At 69.9% G+C, this 18,015-nt stretch carries 14 protein-coding genes; 13 read left to right on the top strand and 1 reads right to left on the bottom strand.

The window, feature by feature from the left end; all coding sequences use genetic code 11:
- The first annotated feature begins 748 nt into the window (after positions 1 to 748).
- The 5 genes from OG599_RS04575 to OG599_RS04555 all read left to right on the top strand — a co-directional run bounded on the left by OG599_RS04575 (position 749) and on the right by OG599_RS04555 (position 5,672).
- Positions 749 to 1,207, top strand: a complete 459-nt coding sequence (locus OG599_RS04575) for an NUDIX hydrolase (protein ID WP_327174650.1) — start codon at positions 749 to 751, stop codon at positions 1,205 to 1,207.
- Positions 1,208 to 1,501: 294 nt separating this feature from the next.
- Positions 1,502 to 2,815 (top strand): damage-control phosphatase ARMT1 family protein, encoded by a 1,314-nt coding sequence (locus tag OG599_RS04570; RefSeq protein ID WP_442809382.1) that lies wholly within the window; start codon positions 1,502 to 1,504, stop codon positions 2,813 to 2,815.
- A gap of 514 nt (positions 2,816 to 3,329) precedes the next feature.
- On the top strand, positions 3,330 to 3,890 hold the full coding sequence (locus tag OG599_RS04565) for a hypothetical protein (protein WP_327174649.1): 561 nt from the start codon (positions 3,330 to 3,332) through the stop codon (positions 3,888 to 3,890).
- Positions 3,891 to 4,034: 144 nt separating this feature from the next.
- Positions 4,035 to 4,553, top strand: a complete 519-nt coding sequence (locus OG599_RS04560; RefSeq protein ID WP_327174648.1) for a hypothetical protein — start codon at positions 4,035 to 4,037, stop codon at positions 4,551 to 4,553.
- 228 nt (positions 4,554 to 4,781) lie between these two features.
- Positions 4,782 to 5,672 (top strand): DUF429 domain-containing protein, encoded by an 891-nt coding sequence (locus OG599_RS04555; protein ID WP_327174647.1) that lies wholly within the window; start codon positions 4,782 to 4,784, stop codon positions 5,670 to 5,672.
- Between the two features lie 80 nt (positions 5,673 to 5,752).
- On the opposite strand, the gene OG599_RS04550 is transcribed toward OG599_RS04555, so the two are convergent.
- Positions 5,753 to 7,768 (bottom strand): beta-galactosidase, encoded by a 2,016-nt coding sequence (locus OG599_RS04550; RefSeq protein ID WP_442809380.1) that lies wholly within the window; start codon positions 7,766 to 7,768, stop codon positions 5,753 to 5,755.
- 68 nt (positions 7,769 to 7,836) lie between these two features.
- On the opposite strand from OG599_RS04550, the gene OG599_RS04545 reads away from it, so the two are divergent.
- From OG599_RS04545 to OG599_RS04510, 8 genes are all read left to right on the top strand, one after another.
- Entirely contained in the window at positions 7,837 to 8,853 is a 1,017-nt protein-coding gene (locus OG599_RS04545; protein ID WP_327174645.1) for a LacI family DNA-binding transcriptional regulator, read from the top strand.
- A 590-nt stretch (positions 8,854 to 9,443) separates the two neighbouring features.
- Positions 9,444 to 10,769: a carbohydrate ABC transporter substrate-binding protein gene (locus OG599_RS04540; protein ID WP_327174644.1), complete on the top strand. Its 1,326-nt coding sequence runs from the start codon at positions 9,444 to 9,446 to the stop codon at positions 10,767 to 10,769.
- Positions 10,770 to 11,001: 232 nt separating this feature from the next.
- Positions 11,002 to 11,862 (top strand): carbohydrate ABC transporter permease, encoded by an 861-nt coding sequence (locus tag OG599_RS04535; protein ID WP_327174643.1) that lies wholly within the window; start codon positions 11,002 to 11,004, stop codon positions 11,860 to 11,862.
- 11 nt (positions 11,863 to 11,873) lie between these two features.
- Positions 11,874 to 12,767, top strand: a complete 894-nt coding sequence (locus OG599_RS04530; RefSeq protein WP_327174642.1) for a carbohydrate ABC transporter permease — start codon at positions 11,874 to 11,876, stop codon at positions 12,765 to 12,767.
- Between the two features lie 49 nt (positions 12,768 to 12,816).
- Positions 12,817 to 12,996, top strand: coding sequence for a DUF6903 family protein (locus OG599_RS04525; RefSeq protein ID WP_327174641.1), 180 nt, complete (start codon positions 12,817 to 12,819; stop codon positions 12,994 to 12,996).
- Positions 12,993 to 14,420: an alpha-L-fucosidase gene (locus OG599_RS04520; protein WP_327174640.1), complete on the top strand. Its 1,428-nt coding sequence runs from the start codon at positions 12,993 to 12,995 to the stop codon at positions 14,418 to 14,420. The genes OG599_RS04525 and OG599_RS04520 overlap by 4 nt, the downstream gene beginning before the upstream one ends.
- Positions 14,417 to 15,634 carry a peptidylprolyl isomerase gene (locus OG599_RS04515; RefSeq protein WP_327174639.1) on the top strand — a complete coding sequence of 406 codons (1,218 nt, stop codon included), beginning with the start codon at positions 14,417 to 14,419 and terminating at the stop codon, positions 15,632 to 15,634. The genes OG599_RS04520 and OG599_RS04515 overlap by 4 nt, the downstream gene beginning before the upstream one ends.
- On the top strand, positions 15,631 to 17,994 hold the full coding sequence (locus tag OG599_RS04510; RefSeq protein WP_327174638.1) for a galactose-binding domain-containing protein: 2,364 nt from the start codon (positions 15,631 to 15,633) through the stop codon (positions 17,992 to 17,994). The genes OG599_RS04515 and OG599_RS04510 overlap by 4 nt, the downstream gene beginning before the upstream one ends.
- Positions 17,995 to 18,015 lie beyond the last annotated feature (21 nt).

Here is an 18,015-nt window from a genome sequence, read left to right as displayed (position 1 = left end):
GTGGGATTGTCATCCGTCGAATAAATTCGACGCACACCGTCACTGTCGAATAAATTCGACGCGTGCCGTCATCCGTCGAATGAGTTCGACGTTCGCTGTCACCTGTCGAATGAGTTCGACGCCCGCTGTCACCCGTCGAACAAGTTCGACGCACACCGAGGAACGGCGGGACCTGCCGGGGGAGCGACGCCTTCCCCGTCGCGGGGCGAATGCCCGAGGAGGTGCGCGGCCCTGGTGCGGGACCGTTCGCATTCGCGTAACGGAAGGCCGTTCCGTACCTCGCCGGCGGCAGGGGGAGCGGGTCCGTCCGGTGGCACAGGGCGGGCCTCGGCGTCGGCTCGTGCGCGTCACGCGGGGCGCCGGGGGAGCCGGTGGCCATGGCGCGGTCATGACCTCCCACTGGTCACCCGGGTGGCGCGGCACCTCCGGGCCGGCCCTGCCCGTCAACCCGGCGGGGCCTCGCCCGGGTGAGGGAGCCGGTGGGCAGGGGGGCGTGGCCGGGGCGCGGCGATCGGCCGCTTGCGCCCGTTCCGTATCCGCACCTGCAAAGGTCACCCGGCCGGCACACGCTCGTCGTTCACCTCCCTGGGCCCGGGGCCCCTGCTCCGGGCCCCGCGGTCGGCTGCCGTCCTCGTCGCCCTGCCGGAGCCTCAGGGCTGCCCTTCGGCGGGGCGGATCGGCGACTTCCCCCTCGTGATGTCAACAGCTGCCAGGTTCGTGTTCAGCGGTCATGAAGGACAATGCCGGGATGTCTCTGCCGAGAATCCGTGTCGCCGCGTACGTGGTCCGTCATCGCGCCGCTCCCGAGTTGCTGGTGTTCGACCATGTAGGCATGCCGGAAGCAGGTACCCAGGTCCCCGCAGGAGGGGTCGAGGCAGGCGAGGAGCTGGACGCAGCGGTCCGGCGGGAGGTCGCCGAGGAATCGGGGCTGCTGACTACGGGGCCAGTCAGGCAGATCGCTGTGGAGGACAAGCCCCACCCCGACACAGGACAACCACGGCGAACCAGTTTCTTCTACCTCCAAGCCCCCGATGACACCCCTGACGCTTGGGTCCATGAGGTCCACGGCGACGGTGATGATGCCGGCCTCACGTTCGGCTGCAGATTCCTTCCCCTTCCCCTCGAACGACCTCTGGCCGATGATCAGGACGTTTGGTTGGACCGCATCGACTCTCGCTGGCTCACGGCTACCAGAAGAGTTCGGTAGCGCGTGCCTGCCGAGCCGGCCCCACGTGCGCAGAAGTCGGGGCGCTCCAGCTGCTGCGGCGCGAGGAACGAGGAACAGCGCTTCTGCAGCCGTCGGTCGCCCATGCTGAGGATCGCGGCCGGGGTCTGGTGGGCCGTCAGCGGGACGACGGGCCCCTTCTTCGTCACGTCCGGGGTTCGCCCGAGCGCGGGAGGAAGAATTCCAGGAGAGCCCCTGGGCTCCACCGATCCTGCACACGACCAGTTCGGACCCACCAAGAAGGTAGGACGGACAGCTCCTTGCGATCATGGTCGGGTGAGCGACCGACGCGCGAAGGGCCTGGGCACCATGACAGAGAAGAACTCCCGCACTCCCGGCGAAGAGGCTGCTCGCGGCGGTGCCCCGCTCGCTGCTCCGGTCGGCGGTGCTCCGGACGGCCGTGCTCCTGTCGGCGGTGCTCCCGTCGGCGGGGCTCCCGTCGTCCTGAGCGACGCGCCCGGCTCGTTCCCCCGGGGTGTACTGGCCGAGCGCCACCCCGCTCTCATCCGGCAGGTACGGGACGCCTTCCCGTACGGCCGCCGGCAGCACGAGGCCCTCGACGCCCTGCTGGACGAGATCGCCGACGACGTCGTCGGACCGCTCGACCCCACGGACCCCGACCACGAGCACTGGGCGGCTTGGGGCGAGGAGTACTTCGGGGGCTCCTGGTACGCCGCCCCGTTCCTGTGGGCGGAGAACTACTTCTACCGCAGGCTCCTCGACGCCGTCGGGTACTTCGGTCCGGGGCCGTGGCGGGGAGTCGACCCCTTCGCACCGTTCAAGCGGGCCGAACTGCGGGGCGAGGCGGTCGAGGAGGAGCTGCGGTCCCTGGACGCGCTCGCCGACGCCCCGGCCGATCAGCGGGGCACGGCCCTCCTGGGCGCCTCGCTCTGGGGCAACCGCGCTGACCTCGGCTTCCGCATCTCGGCGGGGGAGCCGGCGGCGGATGATGCCGTGGCCTCGGCGTTGGTCGCCGACGACAGCGCCGTGCTGTGGCGGCTCCTGCCCGCCGGTGCCCCGGCCACCGTGGCCGTGGTGGCCGACAACGCGGGACGCGAGCTGATCCCCGATCTCGTCCTCGTCGACCACCTCCTCGAACACGGGCGTGCCGAACGGGTCGTGCTCTACGTCAAACCCTCCCCGTACTTCGTCTCCGACGCCATGACCGCCGACGTGGTCGACTGCCTGCGCCGTCTCGTCGAGGCACCCGGCGAGGCGGGCCTGACCGGCGGCCGGCTCTGGAAGGCCATGGCCGCCGGGGAGCTGGAGGTCCGTACCCACCCGTTCTTCTGCGCCCCGTTCGGGTACGAGGAGATGCCCGAGGACCTGCGGCAGGAGTTCGCGGGCGCCGCGCTCACCATCCTGAAGGGGGACCTCAACTACCGCCGCCTGGTGGGCGACCGGCGGTGGGAGGCGACCGTGCCCTTCGCCGGTCTCACCGCGCACTTCCCGGGGGCCGTCGCGGCGCTGCGGACGCTGAAGTCCGACGTCGTCGTGGGCCTGGAGCAGGACATGCTGGACGCCCTCGAAGCGTCCGGGACCGCCTGGCGTACGAGCGGCACGCACGCGCTGGTCCAGGTGCGGCCGTAGGGCGTGTCGTCGAAAGGCCGTGGTTCGGCCGGATCCCGGCGGTGGTGGTCGTTCACCCGCACCCCGGCGGTGGCCGTGGTTCGCCTGAGCCCGGGAGGCGGCGCTCCGAGACGCGCCCCATGGCTGGACGGGTCCGGGCAGAGGAGAGGTGGAGTGCGAAGGGGTGGGGCCCGGCCTCCGGTTGACGAACGGTGAACGTGGGGCGGCGCATGCGGCTTGATCCCGAGCTCCGTCAGAGGCGTACCGACCAGCGCGCGCAATCGACTGGCGGGTTACAACAAGGCCCAGGTCTATGCCACGAGCGTGGGCCTCCCCGCGAGGACCGGTCAGAGTGTTTCCTATTCCGTGATTCCGAAGTACCGATCCGCGGGCAGTGAAGTTCCCTATGAATTCGTCATGTCGGCGCGTGGGTACTACAGTTCAGGAATGTCGGGTCACAGCAGAGATCTGATTGTGCCCAACACCTACGGAGTGGCAGGGGTGAACCTCGCTGACGTGGTCAAGTAATGACAGGATGAAACGTCTGGCGGACTCGGTCGCTCCGCCTGGTCGGGGTGGCAACCAGGTCGACTGGGATTCGGCCCATGCTGAGAACGGGCATCGGTTCCCGAGTGACTACCGCCTGTTCATGGAGGTTTACGGGCAGGGTTGCTTCGACGGCTTCCTGGGTGTCGAGCCGCCGGTGCAGGAGGTCTATCCACTGGACGAGGGCGCGACGATCCGGGGACGGACCGCCGACGCGTTCGAGACGGCGGAAGCGGCGGAGTACGACCAGCCCGAGTTGTTGACCGCCTGGGGATTGACCACCGAGTCCGATCTGCTCTGCCGGCGTACCGATTCGGCCGACCCCGAGAAGTGGACCGTCGCCCTCTGGCGGCTTCAGTACGACTCCTGGGAGCACTTCGAATGCGGGATGGTCGAATTCCTCTGCCGTTACACCGAGCGTGATCTTGCGGAGATCTGGACATTCGATCTTGCCTATGACGGATGTCGCTTCGTTCATGACCGCGACCTCAAGAATGCCGTCTTGAGCGGAACCGATCCGTGGGACCGCGAACCGTTGCCGGGAATCTGACGTTCACCGTTCTCGTGCGGCGTCCGGCATACGGCCGGCGTTGGGACAGCGGATGTGCGGGCGCCCGCCCGACTGGGCTGCGGCCCGGGCCGTGGCACGGGCCCGGGGTGGTGTGTTCAGCCCGCGAGCAGAAAGAACCAACCTGTGAGACTCCACCTGCCCCGGCGGCCCTGGCTGACCCTGGGCGCCGTGGTACTGGCCGCCGCGGCCGTGTCCGGCGCTCTGGTGTGGTTCCTGAAGCCGGGCCCGGATGCGGCCTTCCGCGCACCGGAGCCGGTGTCGCACGCCGACACCGCCACCCGCACCTGTTTCCTGACCTCCGTGGACGCGGATCCCACCGGAATCCGGGAGCGGATGCGCAGGACGGCGGAAGCGAGCGGTTCGCACACGGTCGTGCAGCGTTACCAGCTGCCCGCGGGTGCGGACCCCGTCGCATACGTGAACGCCCTCGTCCAACTCCGCTGTTCCACCGTCGTCGTCACGGGGAGTGCCGCACGTTCGGCTGTCGCCTCCCGTCTTGCTGATGGCCCGGTTCCCGACGTCCGCTTCGAGGTCGTCGACGAGCGCCTGCCGCACGGTGCGACACAGGGGGTGGCGTCGACCCCGGTTTCTCCCTCGGCGAGTTCCCCGGCCTCGTCGGCCTCGTCGACGGGTCGGCCGTAGGACGTTCGTACGGGCCGGGTCTCCCGGCCGTGGGCCGGGAGGTGCCGCGTCGTCGGAGGGACGCGGTGATCCCGATCCGGTGGTGGGGTTCTGACGTCTCTGGTTGGCTGGGGCGCTGATCGGCGGTGCGGAGCCCGGGCGTCCGACTGGGGGAGCGGCCGCTGGGAGTGGGGCGCACGGAAAGGCGGGGGTCGAGAGATGGATTCGGACCGGCGGACGGAGAGCGCGATGGCGGACCCGTCCGTGGCCGGCCCGCCCGTGACGGACGTACGCATGACGACCGCCCCCATGGTGACGGTCGGCATCGACCTGGCCGGCTACACCGGAACGACCGGGGTCTGCCGCGTGACCTGGACGGAGCGACCTGCCGTCGAACTCCTCGACGGCAGGAACGACGACGACCTGCTGGCGGCGATGCGGACCGCCGACCGGACCGGCCTGGATTCGCCCGTCGGCTGGCCGGTGGAGTTCATGTCCCTGCTCACCGCCCACCGGGCGGGTACGGAACTGCCCGAACGGTCCTGGTACGCGCCGCACTCGGACGGTCGCGAGGGGCTGAGCCGGTTCACCCACCGGCTGACCGACGACGTGGCGTGGAAGCGCACGGGGGCGGGGAGGCAACGGCCGCTCTCGGTCGCCGCCGACAAGCTGGGCGTCGTCGCCATGCGCGCGGTGAATCTCCTGGAACGCCTGGCGGGTGCGGGGCCCGCCGTCCCACGGGACGGCTCCGGTCCGGTCGTGGAGGTCTATCCGGCGTTCGCGCTGATGCAGTGGGGGCTTGCGAGCAAGGGCAGTTACAAGAAGTCCACGCCTGCCGCGCTCGCCGCGCGGGCCCAGATCCTCGCCGGTCTCGCGGACGGCTTGGGCCTCGACCTCGGCGAACGTGTGCGGGAGCGGTGCACGCGCAGTGACCACGACCTGGACGCCCTGATCGCGGCGGTGGTCGCTCGGGCGGCGGCGTGCGGGATGACCCACCCGCCGGTATCCGGCGAGGAGCGTGCCATGGCCGAGGTGGAGGGCTGGATGCACCTGCCCCGGAGGGACTGCCCGCTTCCCGCCGTTCGGGTCGGGGCAGGGAGCCGCGAGGCGTACCGCACCGTACCGTCGCCCTCGGTCTGAAGGCTTTCGGGTGGGGCCGGCGGATCGCGCACGATCCGCCGGCCCCGCTCAACCGGTCGTCGTCCAGGCCGACTGACCGGTCAGTCGAACTCCTCGATGTACTCCTCCGGCGGGCCGAGTTCGGGGCGGTCCCGCAACTCGACCTCGTCGCCCAGCTGTTCCAGTTCGAGAACGGTGACGGTGTTCTCGCCCGACCGCAGCAGCGGCGCCGGGCAGTACAGGGTGACCTGGGGCCCGATCTCCCAGTAGCGTCCGAGCAGGAAGCCGTTGACCCAGACGAAGCCGCGCCGTGAACCCGGCAGCGCGAGGAAGGTGTCCGCCGGCGTGTCGACGTGGAGCCGGGCGACGGCGAACCCGGTGGTCGGTGTACCCGGGCCGATGGCCTGCGTACCGGCGCCGGAGGCGGGCGCGGAAGCAGGCTCGGTGGCGGAGCCGGAGGCAGGCGCGGTAGCGGTGGCGGAGCCGGAGGCAGGCTCGGTGGCGGAGGCAGGAGCGGTGCCGCCGGTGGCGGGCGCGGGGCCGGTGGCGAGCGCCTCGGAGAGTTCCGCGTCGGACCACTCCTGGAGCGCGACCGGCGCGCTCTCCCAGCCCTGCACCGTGCGCCGGTCCACCAGGACCGGGCCGAGCAGGCCCTTGTGCCCGCCGACGGTCGGCCCGTAGTTGATCCGGCCGAGGTTCTCGACCACGACCTCCAGCTTCACGGTCGCCCCGGTTCCGGCCACGGGCAGTTCACGGGAACCGGCGTCGGCGATCCCGAGGAAGACGCCGTCGACGAAGACGAGGGCGCGGTCACGCACGTCGGTGAGGGTCAGCTGGTGCGTGCCCGCCGGGATGCGCGGGTGCGCGGTGTACAGCACCATGCCCGCGTCCAGCCCGAGTTGCTCGAACGTGGCGGGGCGCGGGGCGGTGCTGGTGGTCGTGGGCTCCACGGCGCGCAGGCCGGGGAGAAGGCCGGCCCGGTGCGTGAGCGGGACGCGGGCGGGCGGGAGCGTCGGCAGCCGTTCGGGCGAACGGAGGGGGCCCTCGGCGCCGAGCGCCTCGCGCATGGCGAAGAACTTGGGGGTGAGCGTGCCGTCCTCGGCGATCGGCGCGTCGGAGTCGTAGCTGGTCACGATGGGTTCCAGTCGGCCGTCCGACTCGTTGGCACCCGCCCACAGACCGAAGTTGGTGCCACCGTGCGCCATGTAGATGCTCACGCTGCCGCCGTCGGCGACGATGCCGCGCAGGGTGTGCACCGCGCTCTCCACGCCGCGTACGTGGTGCTTCTTGCCCCAGTGGTCGAACCAGCCGTTCCAGAACTCGGCGACCAGGAAGGGCTCTTCGGGGCGTCGGCCCGCGAGGAGCGTGCGGGCGGCCTCGGGCTTGGAGCCCAGGGTGGCGGCCATCAGGGTGCCCGGCAGCGAGCCGCCGTCCAGCATGAGCTCGGTGGGGCCGTCCGCCGTGAACAGCAGCTCGGTGATGCCCCGTTCGGTCAGGGCCTCGCGACTCCAGCGCATGTAGGCGTGGTCGTCGCCGTAGCTGCCGAACTCGTTCTCCACCTGCACCGCGACGACCGGCCCGCCCTCGGACGCCTGGAGCGCCGCGATGCGGGGGATCAGGTCGTCGAACCAGGTGCCGACGGCCGAGGTGAACAGCGGGTCCGAGCTGCGCAGGGCGAGGTCGCGGCCGGTGATCCAGCCGGGCAGACCGCCGTTGGACCACTCCGCGCAGATGTAGGGGCCGGGCCTGACGATGACGTCGAGGCCCTCCTCTCCCACCGTGCGGATGAAGCGTTCGAGGTCCCGCCAGCCGTCGAAGCCCGGCACCCGGTCCTCGCGCGGCTGGTGGAAGTTCCAAGCCACGTACGTGTCGATGGTGTTGAGCCCGAGATCGGCGATCCGGCGGATGCGGTCCCGCCAGAGATCGGGATGAACCCGGAAGTAGTGCAGCGCTCCCGACAGAATGCGGTGCGGAACGCCGTCGCGGTACATGCGGCCTTCGCGCCAGGACAGAGCGGCGGTGGCGGGGCCCGCCGTCGCATCGTCCGTGGGGCGTGCCGAGGGGATGTGTGTCGTGGGCGACTCAGTCACGGCGCGAGCGTATGTTATCGATGACATGTATAACAAGCTTGGTAGAGTCCAGCAGCCGATCCCGGAGGACGGAGCGTCTTGAGCGAGGACATCTCTTGAACGAGGACATCGCGAGGCCGAGACAGCCGAGCATGGCCGACGTGGCCCGGATCGCCGGAGTTTCGGCGCAGACGGTGTCACGCGCGCTGCGCGGTTCGCCGAACGTCACCCCCGACACCAACCGGCGCGTGCTCGCGGCGGTTGAGCAGGTCGGTTATCGCTTCAACAGCGCCGCCAGGGCGCTCTCTTCGGGCCGCAGCCACACCATCGGGCTCGTGCTGCTGGAGTCCGGCGGGTACTACTCGCGCTCGGCGGTCACCGCCGGTGTCGAGTCGGCCGCCGGCGCGGCGGGGTACGCGGTGAGCATCGCCACCATCGCCGGGCTCGACGCCGGCCTGATGGAACGGTCCCTGGCCAAACTCGCCGACCAGGGCGTCGACGGTCTGGTGATCGCCGTGCCGCTCCTCTCGGTGACGCAGAAGATAGAGGACCTCACCCGGGAGATCCCGACCGTCACCCTCGACGGGTCGCGGACGCAGGGGGCCCGGGTGCTCGGCATCGACCAGGCGGAAGCGGGCCGGCTGGCCACCCAGCACCTGCTCGACCTGGGACATCGCCAGATCTGGCACATCGCCGGACCGGACGAGTGGATCGAGGCGCGCCGGCGCCGCCAGGGCTGGCAGGAGTGCCTGGACGCGGCCGGGATCGAGCCGCCGACCCCCCTGGAGGGGGACTGGTCGCCCGACTCCGGGTACCGGCAGGGGCAGATCATCGCGATGATCCCCGAGGTCACCGCGGTCTTCGTCGCGAGCGACGAGATGGCGTTCGGGGTGATCCGGGCCCTGCGCGAACGCGGCCGGTCGGTGCCCGACGACGTCTCCATCGTGAGCGTCGACGACATCGCGCTGGCGGCCTACTGCGCGCCGCCCCTGACGACCGTCCGGCAGGACTTCTACGGGTACGGCGCGGCGGCCGTCGCGCTGCTGCTCCAGGGGGAGGCCGACGTCGAGGACTCGGCCGTCACCGCGTCCCTGTCCGTACGCGGCTCCACCGCACCGCCGCGCCAGGGGTGAGGCCGGGGCTCCGGCCCCGGCCATGCCTGTTCAACCTCTTCGCCGTGATGGGGCGGGGATATCCCGAACATCCTGTTCGCCCAGGCTTCGTGGGGCCCGGCGCCCGCCCGGCCCCGCCCATTCATCCCGCTCGCGCCTGGTTCGCGTCGGTTCGGCGTCGGTTCAGGGTGGGCGCGTACGAAAAAAGTCACAGGCGTTCGTGCGGCATCCCGTGCGTGCGCGCGCGACCGCGTCCGCACGTCCTGGCGCATCGCTGGAACTCCCTTGTGCGCGCCGGGCGCTGACGCCTGATCGCACCCCGGCCGGCCCGTGTCCGAGGCGCCGAGCGGGCCGGACGCGGCGGTCCACATGGCCTCGATGTGAGCCCTTCGCCGAATCGACCTCATCTGACCCCTTGCGCCGTCATGTGATCGATGCCATCGTACGCACCATGTTATCGGTGCCACCGTAACAACGCCGGATCAACGAAGATCCAAGTCCGGCTCTGCGGTGGCGCGGCGCCGGGCGACGCGGCCCCCGACAGGGGCCATGGCCGGCCCGCTCTGCCACTCGCAGTCAGATGGGCAACTTGTCCCCGGGAAGGACCCCCAATGAGGAGATCGCTCGCCTTTGCAGGCACCGCTGTGACGGTGCTCGGGCTGCTCGCCACCGGATGTTCGGGAGGCGGCGACAGCGCGGACTCGGGCAAGACGACCCTCAAGGTCGCAGCCCTCGAAGGCGGCTACGGCCGGGACATGTACACGCAGGTCATCAAGGCCTACGAGGCGGCGCACCCGGACGTCGACGTCCAGCTCCAGATCTCGAAGAGCATCGAGGACGAGATCACCCCGAACATGAAGGCCGGCAAGTACCCGGACGTCGTGGTGCTCGGCCAGGGCCGCAAGGCCGCCCTCACCGAGACCCTGGTCAAGGACAAGGCCGTGGAGGACCTCACCCCGGTCCTCAAGGCGAAGGTCCCCGGCGAGACCAAGACGGTCGGCGACAAGCTCACCCCGGGCATCGTCGGCAACCTGAACACCAACCCGTACGGCACGGACAAGACGTACCTGATGCCGATGTACTACGCGCCGACGGGTCTCTTCTACAACCAGGCCCTCTTCAAGAAGAACGGCTGGGAGACCCCGGCCACCTGGGACGACATGTTCGCGCTCGGCGACAAGGCGAAGAAGGCGGGCATACCCCTCTTCACCTACCCGACCGCCGGCTACCTCGACTCGTACTTCTTCGCGCTGCTCGCCGACGTCGGCGGGGAGCAGTTCTACACCGACGTCATGACGTACAAGAAGGACGTCTGGAAGACGCCGAACGCGAAGAAGGCGCTCGACATCACCACCAAGCTGCTCGGCTACGCCGCGCCGACCACCGTCGGCTACGCCAACGAGCAGGACTTCACCAAGAACCAGCAGTCGATCCTGGACAACAAGGCGCTGTTCATGCCGAACGGCACCTGGATCACCGGTGAGATGGCGGACGCCCCGCGCGCCGACGGCTTCACCTGGGGCCTCACCCCGCTCCCGGCCGTCACCACCGGAGCCAAGCGCTACCTGACGACCTCGGTCGAGTCGGTCTGGGTCCCCAGCGCCGCGCAGCACAAGGACGCGGCGAAGGACTTCGTCGCCTACCTGTACTCCGACGAGGCCGCGAAGATCTTCGCCAAGTCGAACGCGATCCAGCCGATCCAGGGCATCGCCGACAACCTGACCGGTGAGAGCGCCTCGTTCTACAAGCTCTACGAGGACCCGTCGGTCTCCGCACTCGTCGGCGGCTTCGCGAGCACCTCGCCGGTCGAGGGCGTCGACATCAAGTCCACGCTCTTCGACACCGCCAACAGCATCATCAGTGGCGACACCACCGAAGCGAAGTGGCAGTCCGCGCTGAACGAGGCCAGCGAGAAGCTGCGCCAGGCGGGCAACTGATGTGCCCGGCGGCGACCCGGCCGACCCGGGTCGCCGCCGGCGCCTCCATCGGCCGGGAGACCTTCCCGGCCCCCTCAGGACTGCCTCGTACGACCGAAGGACCGGCACGGTGACGACCCTTTCCACCCCACCCCAAGACTCAGCGGACCCCGTATCGAAAACGCGCGCTTCCGCCGGTGAATCCCGGCGCGGCAAGGCGTCCCCGGCGCGCCGGTCCGGCCACACCCGTTTCGTGCTCGCCTGCCTGCTTCCCGCGCTGGTGCTCTTCGCGGTGTTCATGGTCTACCCGACCGTGAACGTGTTCCGGATGTCGCTCTACACCTGGAGCGGCTTCTCCCCGGACATGAAGTTCGTGGGGCTGGACAACTTCCGCCACCTCATCGACGACGAGCAGTTCGTGCGCGCGTTCCAGAACACGGTGACGCTGCTGGTCGTCGTCACCGCGGTGACGATGGGGATGGGCCTGTTCCTCGCCGCGATCATGACGCGGCAGAAGCTGCGCAGCCGCAACTTCCTCCGGTTCGTCCTCTACATCCCGAACGTGCTCTCCGTGGTCGTGATCGCGGCGGTCTTCTCCGCCATCTACGACCAGAACAACGGTCTGCTCAACAGCATGCTGCGGCTGGTCTCCCTCGACAGCTGGCAGCAGGTCTGGCTCGGCGACCAGAAGGTCGTGCTCTACTCCGTCGGCATCGCGATGGTCTGGCAGTCCCTGGGCTACTACATGGTCCTCTACATGTCGAGCATGTCGAGCATCCCCGAGGAGCTGTACGAGGCCAGCGGGCTCGACGGTGCCTCCGCCACCCGGCAGTTCTTCTCCATCACGATGCCGCTCATCTGGCAGAACCTGCGGACCTCGCTGACCTTCTTCATCATGAGCGCGGTCAACCTCAGCTTCGTGCTGGTCCGCGCGATGACCGGCGGCGGTCCCGACAGCTCCTCCGAGGTCCTGCTGAGCTACATGTACAAGCAGGCGTACACGAACTCCTCGTACGGCTACGGCATGGCCATCGGTGTCGTCATCTTCGCGTTCTCCTTCCTCGTGTCGCTCCTGATGAGCCGGGCGACCAAGCGCGAGCCCCTTCAGTTCTGAGGACAGACACCATGACCGTGATCAACACACCCCGCCCTCCCGCCGCCCGCTCGCGGATCGGCCGCGTACTCACGTACGTGCTCGTCATCGCCCTCGCCCTCGCCATCGCGGTGCCGGTCGCCTGGGTGCTGCTCGCCTCGCTGAAGAAGAAGAGCGAGTTCTTCGGCAGCCCCTGGACGCTGCCCGAGGGACTGCGCCTGCAGAACTACGTCGACGCGTTCACCGACGCGCACATGGGCCAGTACTTCGCGACCTCGGTGTTCGTCACCGTGCTCGGCCTCGTCCTGGTCCTCGCGGTCTCCGTGCCGGCCGCGTACGTCATCGCCCGGTACGAGTTCAAGGGCAAGGGCTTCGTCGAACTCCTGCTGCTCGGCGGGCTCTTCGTCAACGTCAACTACATCGTCGTCCCGATCTTCCTGATGCTGGTCGACTGGGACAAGGCGCTCGTCGACGTCTTCCCCGGCGGGTTCTTCCTCGACAACCCCTCGGTGCTCTCGCTCGTCTACGCGGCCACGTCGATCCCGTTCACGATCTACCTGCTCACCGCGTACTTCCGGTCCATCCCGGTCGCCTACGAGGAGGCCGCGTCGATCGACGGGGCGTCCCGGTTCCGGATCATGACCCGGATCATGCTGCCGATGGCCCGGCCCGCGATCACCACCGTGATCCTGTTCAACTTCCTCGCCTACTGGAACGACTTCATCATCTCGCTGACCCTGCTTCCCGGCGAGGGAAAGACCGTCCAGGTCGGCCTGCTCAACCTGTTCACGGCACAGAAGGCGGCGGCGGACTACGGACGCCTGTACGCCGGCATGGTCATCGTCATCGTCCCCGTCCTGATCGTCTACGCCTTCATCCAGAAGCGGCTCATCGAGGGCATGGCATCCGGCGGCGTCAAGGGCTGACGGGCCCACAGCGACCGGGCCCGAGCGGCCCGGTGGAAGGAAAACCCACATGAAGGACTCGACGCGTACGGCGCTGCTCGTCGGCGTGCGCACGCTCGTCGCGGCGGCCTGCGTGGCGCTCGTCGTGGTGGAGCGCAAGACGATCGGCTGGGGACACCTCGGCATCATGCTCCTCGCGCTGGCCGGGCTGATGGCCCTGCTCGCCTCGTACAACCGGAGGTACCAGTGACCACCGCCGCCGCGCCCGCACGGGCGCTCGCCGAGATCCGGCCCAGTGAGCGGCAGCTCGCCTGGCAGGAGATGGAGTTCTACGGCTTCATCCACTTCGGCATGAACACGATGACCGACCGGGAGTGGGGCGAGGGACACGACGCCCCGGCCCTCTTCGACCCGGCCGGCCTCGACGCCGACCAGTGGGTGGCCTCGCTCAAGAGCGCGGGAATGACCGGCGTCATCCTCACCTGCAAGCACCACGACGGCTTCTGCATGTGGCCGAGCGACGCCACCGACTACTCGGTCGCGTCCTCGCCGTGGCGCGGCGGCAAGGGCGACGTCGTCGCCGAGGTCGCCGACGCCGCCCGACGGCACGGCCTGAAGTTCGGCGTCTACCTCTCCCCGTGGGACCGCACCGAGGCGTCCTACGGCTCCGGAAGCGCGTACGACGACTTCTACGTCGCTCAGCTCACCGAACTGCTCACCCGCTACGGCCCGGTGTTCTCCGTGTGGCTGGACGGCGCGAACGGCGAGGGCCCCAACGGCAAGCGCCAGGTCTACGACTGGGAGCGCTACTACGCGGTGGTCCGCGAGCTCCAGCCGGACGCGGTGATCAACGTGTGCGGCCCCGACGTCCGCTGGTGCGGCAACGAGGCCGGCGAGACCCGCCCCGACGAGTGGAGCGTGGTCCCGCGCGCCCTCCAGAACGCCGAGCGGACCGCCTCCGTCTCGCAGCAGGCGGACGACGGCGCGTTCTCCCGCCTCGTCCGCAGCGACGACCGCGACCTGGGCAGCCGGGCCGCGCTGGCCGGCCACGAGTCGGACCTGGTCTGGTACCCGGCCGAGGTCAACACCTCGATCCGCCCCGGCTGGTTCCACCACACGGCCGAGGACACCGAAGTCCGCTCGGCGGACGAGCTGTTCACCATCTACCGGCGTGCCGTCGGCGGCAACTCCTGCTTCCTGCTGAACGTCCCCCCGGCCGCGGACGGACGTCTGCGGGACGCCGACGTGGCGGCGCTCGGCGGACTCGGCCGGCGCATCGAGGAGTTCCGCTCCCGCCGGATCGGGGCGAGCGCGACGGTCACCTCCGGCGCCCCCGGAGACGTCGCCACCGCCTGGCCCGGCAAGGCGAAGGCGCCCTGGCGCCCGGACGGCACCGACACACGCCCCACCGTGACCCTCACCTTCGGCGGGCCCCGCCTGATCGAGGCGGTCGTGCTCGGCGAGGACATCACCCAGGGCCAGCGCGTCGAGCACGTCGTCGTCCGGGGCGGCCGGGGCGGCGAGTGGACCACGCTCGCCGAGACGCGCGCGGTGGGCTACCAGCGCATCCTGACCTTCCCGGCCGCCGAGGTCGACACGGTCGAGTTCGCGATCACCGCGACCCGGGACACCCCCGTCGTCGCCCGCGTCGCGGCGATCGGGGCGGGTTCGTGAAGGGCGCGGCGCCCGGCACACGGGCGCCGCGCCCCCCGGCGGGCTCCCGCAAGCCCGGCTCCGGCAAGCCCGGCTCCCGCAAGCCCGGCTCCGGCAAGCCCGGCTCGGGCAAGCCGGCCGCCGCGCGCGGCACCGGTGCCGCCGCCCGTACGGCACCGGCACCGCCGCGCCCGTCGCGGCGGACCCTCGCCGCGGTGACCGGCGCCGTACTCGCCGTCGTCGCGGTGGTCGTCGCGACGGTGACGATGTCCGGCGGCCACCGCGGAGACGACGTCGCCACCCTGGGCGGGCGCCCGGTCACCCGCGAGGAACTCCTGTTCCACATGGGACGCCTCGCCCCCACCGTGCAGAACGAGCTGACCACCACCTACCACCTGGCCACCCCGTTCAGCTGGAACGCGAAGGCGGGGGCGAAGACCGCTCTCCAGCGCCTGGAGAGCAGCGCGTTCGACGAGATCCGCGAGGACCGGGCCACCCTCGTCCTCGCGCGGCAGCAGGGTCTCGTCGACTCCGTGGACTTCGCGGACATCTCCGCCGAGCGCACGGCGGAGAACGAGGCCCGCGCCCAGGCGGTCCAGGCCGGACAGACGGTCTACGGGGTCACCGACTTCTCCCCCGAGGAGTACTACACCCACCGGCTGACCGAACTCGCCACCAGCCTCAAGGACCTGCTCAGCAAGGACGCCGCAGGCCCGCTCCACGTCACCGACGCCGAGGTCCGCCAGGCCTTCGACGCGGACCCGGACTCCTGGAGCGCCAACGCGACCACGTACGCGTACACGCAACTCGTGGTCCAGGTGCCGGACGGCGCCCCCGCGGACTTCGCCGCCGGCCTCCAGCGCCGGGTGAAGGCCGCCGGGCACCTGTCGGCCGTCACCGGGGTGCCGGACGCCGAGCTCACCACCGGCACCTACGGCGGCACCGGCTCGACCGGGCTGAGCACCCACGACCAGGACCTCGTCTCCGTGCTCGGGGACCTCCACCGGGGCCAGGTCTCCGGGCCCGTCAAGGGCACCGGCCAGATCACGTACTACCAGCTCGACAGCGTGAAGACCGACAAGGACAAGGCGTTCACCGAGTACTCCCAGCGGATCCGCCAGTCGCTCGTCGAGAAGAAGTACGCCACCTACCTCCAGCGCCGGGCCGACGACGCCTCGATGCACGTCGACAGCTCGGCGGTGGCCGCCATCAACGCGAAGGACGTGCAGCAATGAGACCTGCCGACATCGGCCCGCCCGCCGACGAGGCGTCGGTGAAGCGCCCGTGGCTCACCACGCGGACGGTTCGCACCGGCCTCGCCTCCGTGCTCGCCGCGCTGCTCGTGGGGTCGCTCGCCCCGGCCGCGCACGCCGCGAGCGAACCGAAGCACGCCGCCGCTCCCGCCCCCGCCGCCGGCAAGTCCTGGCCCGGCAACAAGCACAACGCGACGGGTGGCAAGGACTACTACATCGACGCCACGCTCGGCCACGACACCGCGGCCGGCACCTCGCCGAAGAACGCCTGGCGCAGCCTGGCCAAGGCGAACGCGACGACGTTTCTGCCCGGCGACCGCATCCTGCTCAAGGCCGGCGAGCAGTGGCAGAACGAGCAGCTGTGGCCGAAGGGCTCCGGCAGCGCGGGCAAGCCGATCACCATCTCGGCGTACGGCGACAAGCGCGCCGGCCGGCCCTACATCGCCACCAACGGCCAGGTGCCCAGCCCGTTCAACGCCGACGGCACGAAGAACCCGCAGACCGTCGGTCTGACCGGCGCCATCGTCCTGCGCAACCAGCAGTACTGGGACATCGACAACGTCGAGCTGTCCAACGACGACGACTTCGCCACGGACATCACCAAGGGCAGTTACGTCCGCGACGGCATCATGGTCTCGATCAACGCCGACCTGTTCCCGGACGGCGCGGACACGGTCATGGACCACTTCCGCATATCGGACATCTACGTCCACAACCTCGACGGCCCGAGCAGCTGGCAGAAGATCCACTACGGTGCGGTCGACTTCCAGGTCTTCGGCAGCAAGAGCTACAAGGCGTACCCGGCCGGCGGATACCACTTCAGCGACGTCCGGATCGAGAACAACACCTTCGAGAACGTCGAACTGCACGCGGTGCAGTTCGCGTTCAACTGGTTCGCCGCCGACAGCGCCGACTCCGGCCAGTACGACGAGGCCGGCAAGTGGCACGAGGGCTGGGAGCAGCTCTGGGTGCGCACCCGCGACCTGTACAGCCGTGACGTCTACATCGGCCACAACTACGCCAAGAGCATCGGTCAGGGCGCCTTCCAGCTCGCCGACTCCCAGCGGATGACGGTCGAGTACAACGAGGTCAACGGCTTCCTGGAGCGCTACAACGCGGTCTCCTGCGGTCTCTACCTGTGGGCCGGCGCCGACTCGACCATGCAGTACAACGAGGTCTACGGCGGTCCGGACAACGAGTACGACGGCACCCCCTGGGACCTGGAGTACACCAACTTCAACGTCACGTACCAGTACAACTACTCGCACGACAACGCCGCGGGCTGGATGGCCTACATGGGCAACAGCTCCAACTCGGTGGCGCGTTACAACCTCAGCGTCAACGACAACGGCGTGCTCGTGAAGAACATGCTGTCGACGAACTACGCGCCGACGTACTTCACCAACAACACCTTCGTCTACGACGGCGCCGACCTGAACACCGTCCACGACGAGACGTTCCTGAGCCGCGTCTACTTCCTGAACAACATCTTCTACAACACCTCGGAGACCACCCCGACGCCGTGGTACCGCCGTACCGGCGCCCTGCGGCAGGCCGTGTTCTCGAACAACGACTACTACGAGGCGTCCGGCGTCCACTCCGCGCAGGAGCCGGCCGACCCGGACGGGCTGCGGGCCGACCCGGAGTTCGTCGGTGACCCCGCCCACTACGTCACCGGTGCGGGCGTCGACAAGATCCGCAAGGCCGCCGCGCCCTTCGCGCTGCGCAAGGACTCGCCCCTGATCGACGCGGGCCGCTACAACGCGCACCTGGGCACCGAGGACTTCCTCGGCACGCACCTCTACTACGGCGACGCCCCGGACATCGGCATCGCCGAGTCCAAGTCCGGCCGCAAGGTGGCCCACCCGGTCGACACCGACCCGATCGAGGACGAGACGGACAACAGGGTCAACCTCGCCCTGGGCAAGCCCGTGACCGCCGGCTCGACCCACCCCGGGGCGAACGGATCGCTCGGCGCGGAGAAGCTGACCGACGGCGACCTGACGACCCGCTGGGCCGCCGCCGACGACGCGACCTACCCGATCACGCTCGACGTCGACTTCGGCGCGGACACCACGTTCGACCAGGTCTACCTGGACGAGTACACCGACTCGTCCACCAACCCCCGGGTGCAGTCCTTCGAGCTCCAGCGCTGGGACGCGGCCACCGGTTCCTGGGTCACCTTCGCCAGCCGTGACACGGGTGTCGGGCACGACCTCACGGTGACGGGCTTCGGTACCGTCACCAGCTCCAAGCTGCGGGTGGCCCTCACCGGCCAGATCGCCACGGAGCAGTACACCCCGAGCCTGACCGAGATCTCGGTCTACCGCGCGGGCGCGTAACAGGGCGGAGCCCGCGCGGGC

The organism is Streptomyces sp. NBC_01335 (assembly GCF_035953295.1).
In the GTDB taxonomy this organism is placed as follows: Bacteria; Actinomycetota; Actinomycetes; order Streptomycetales; family Streptomycetaceae; genus Streptomyces.
This window is presented reverse-complemented; position numbering and strand designations above follow the sequence as displayed.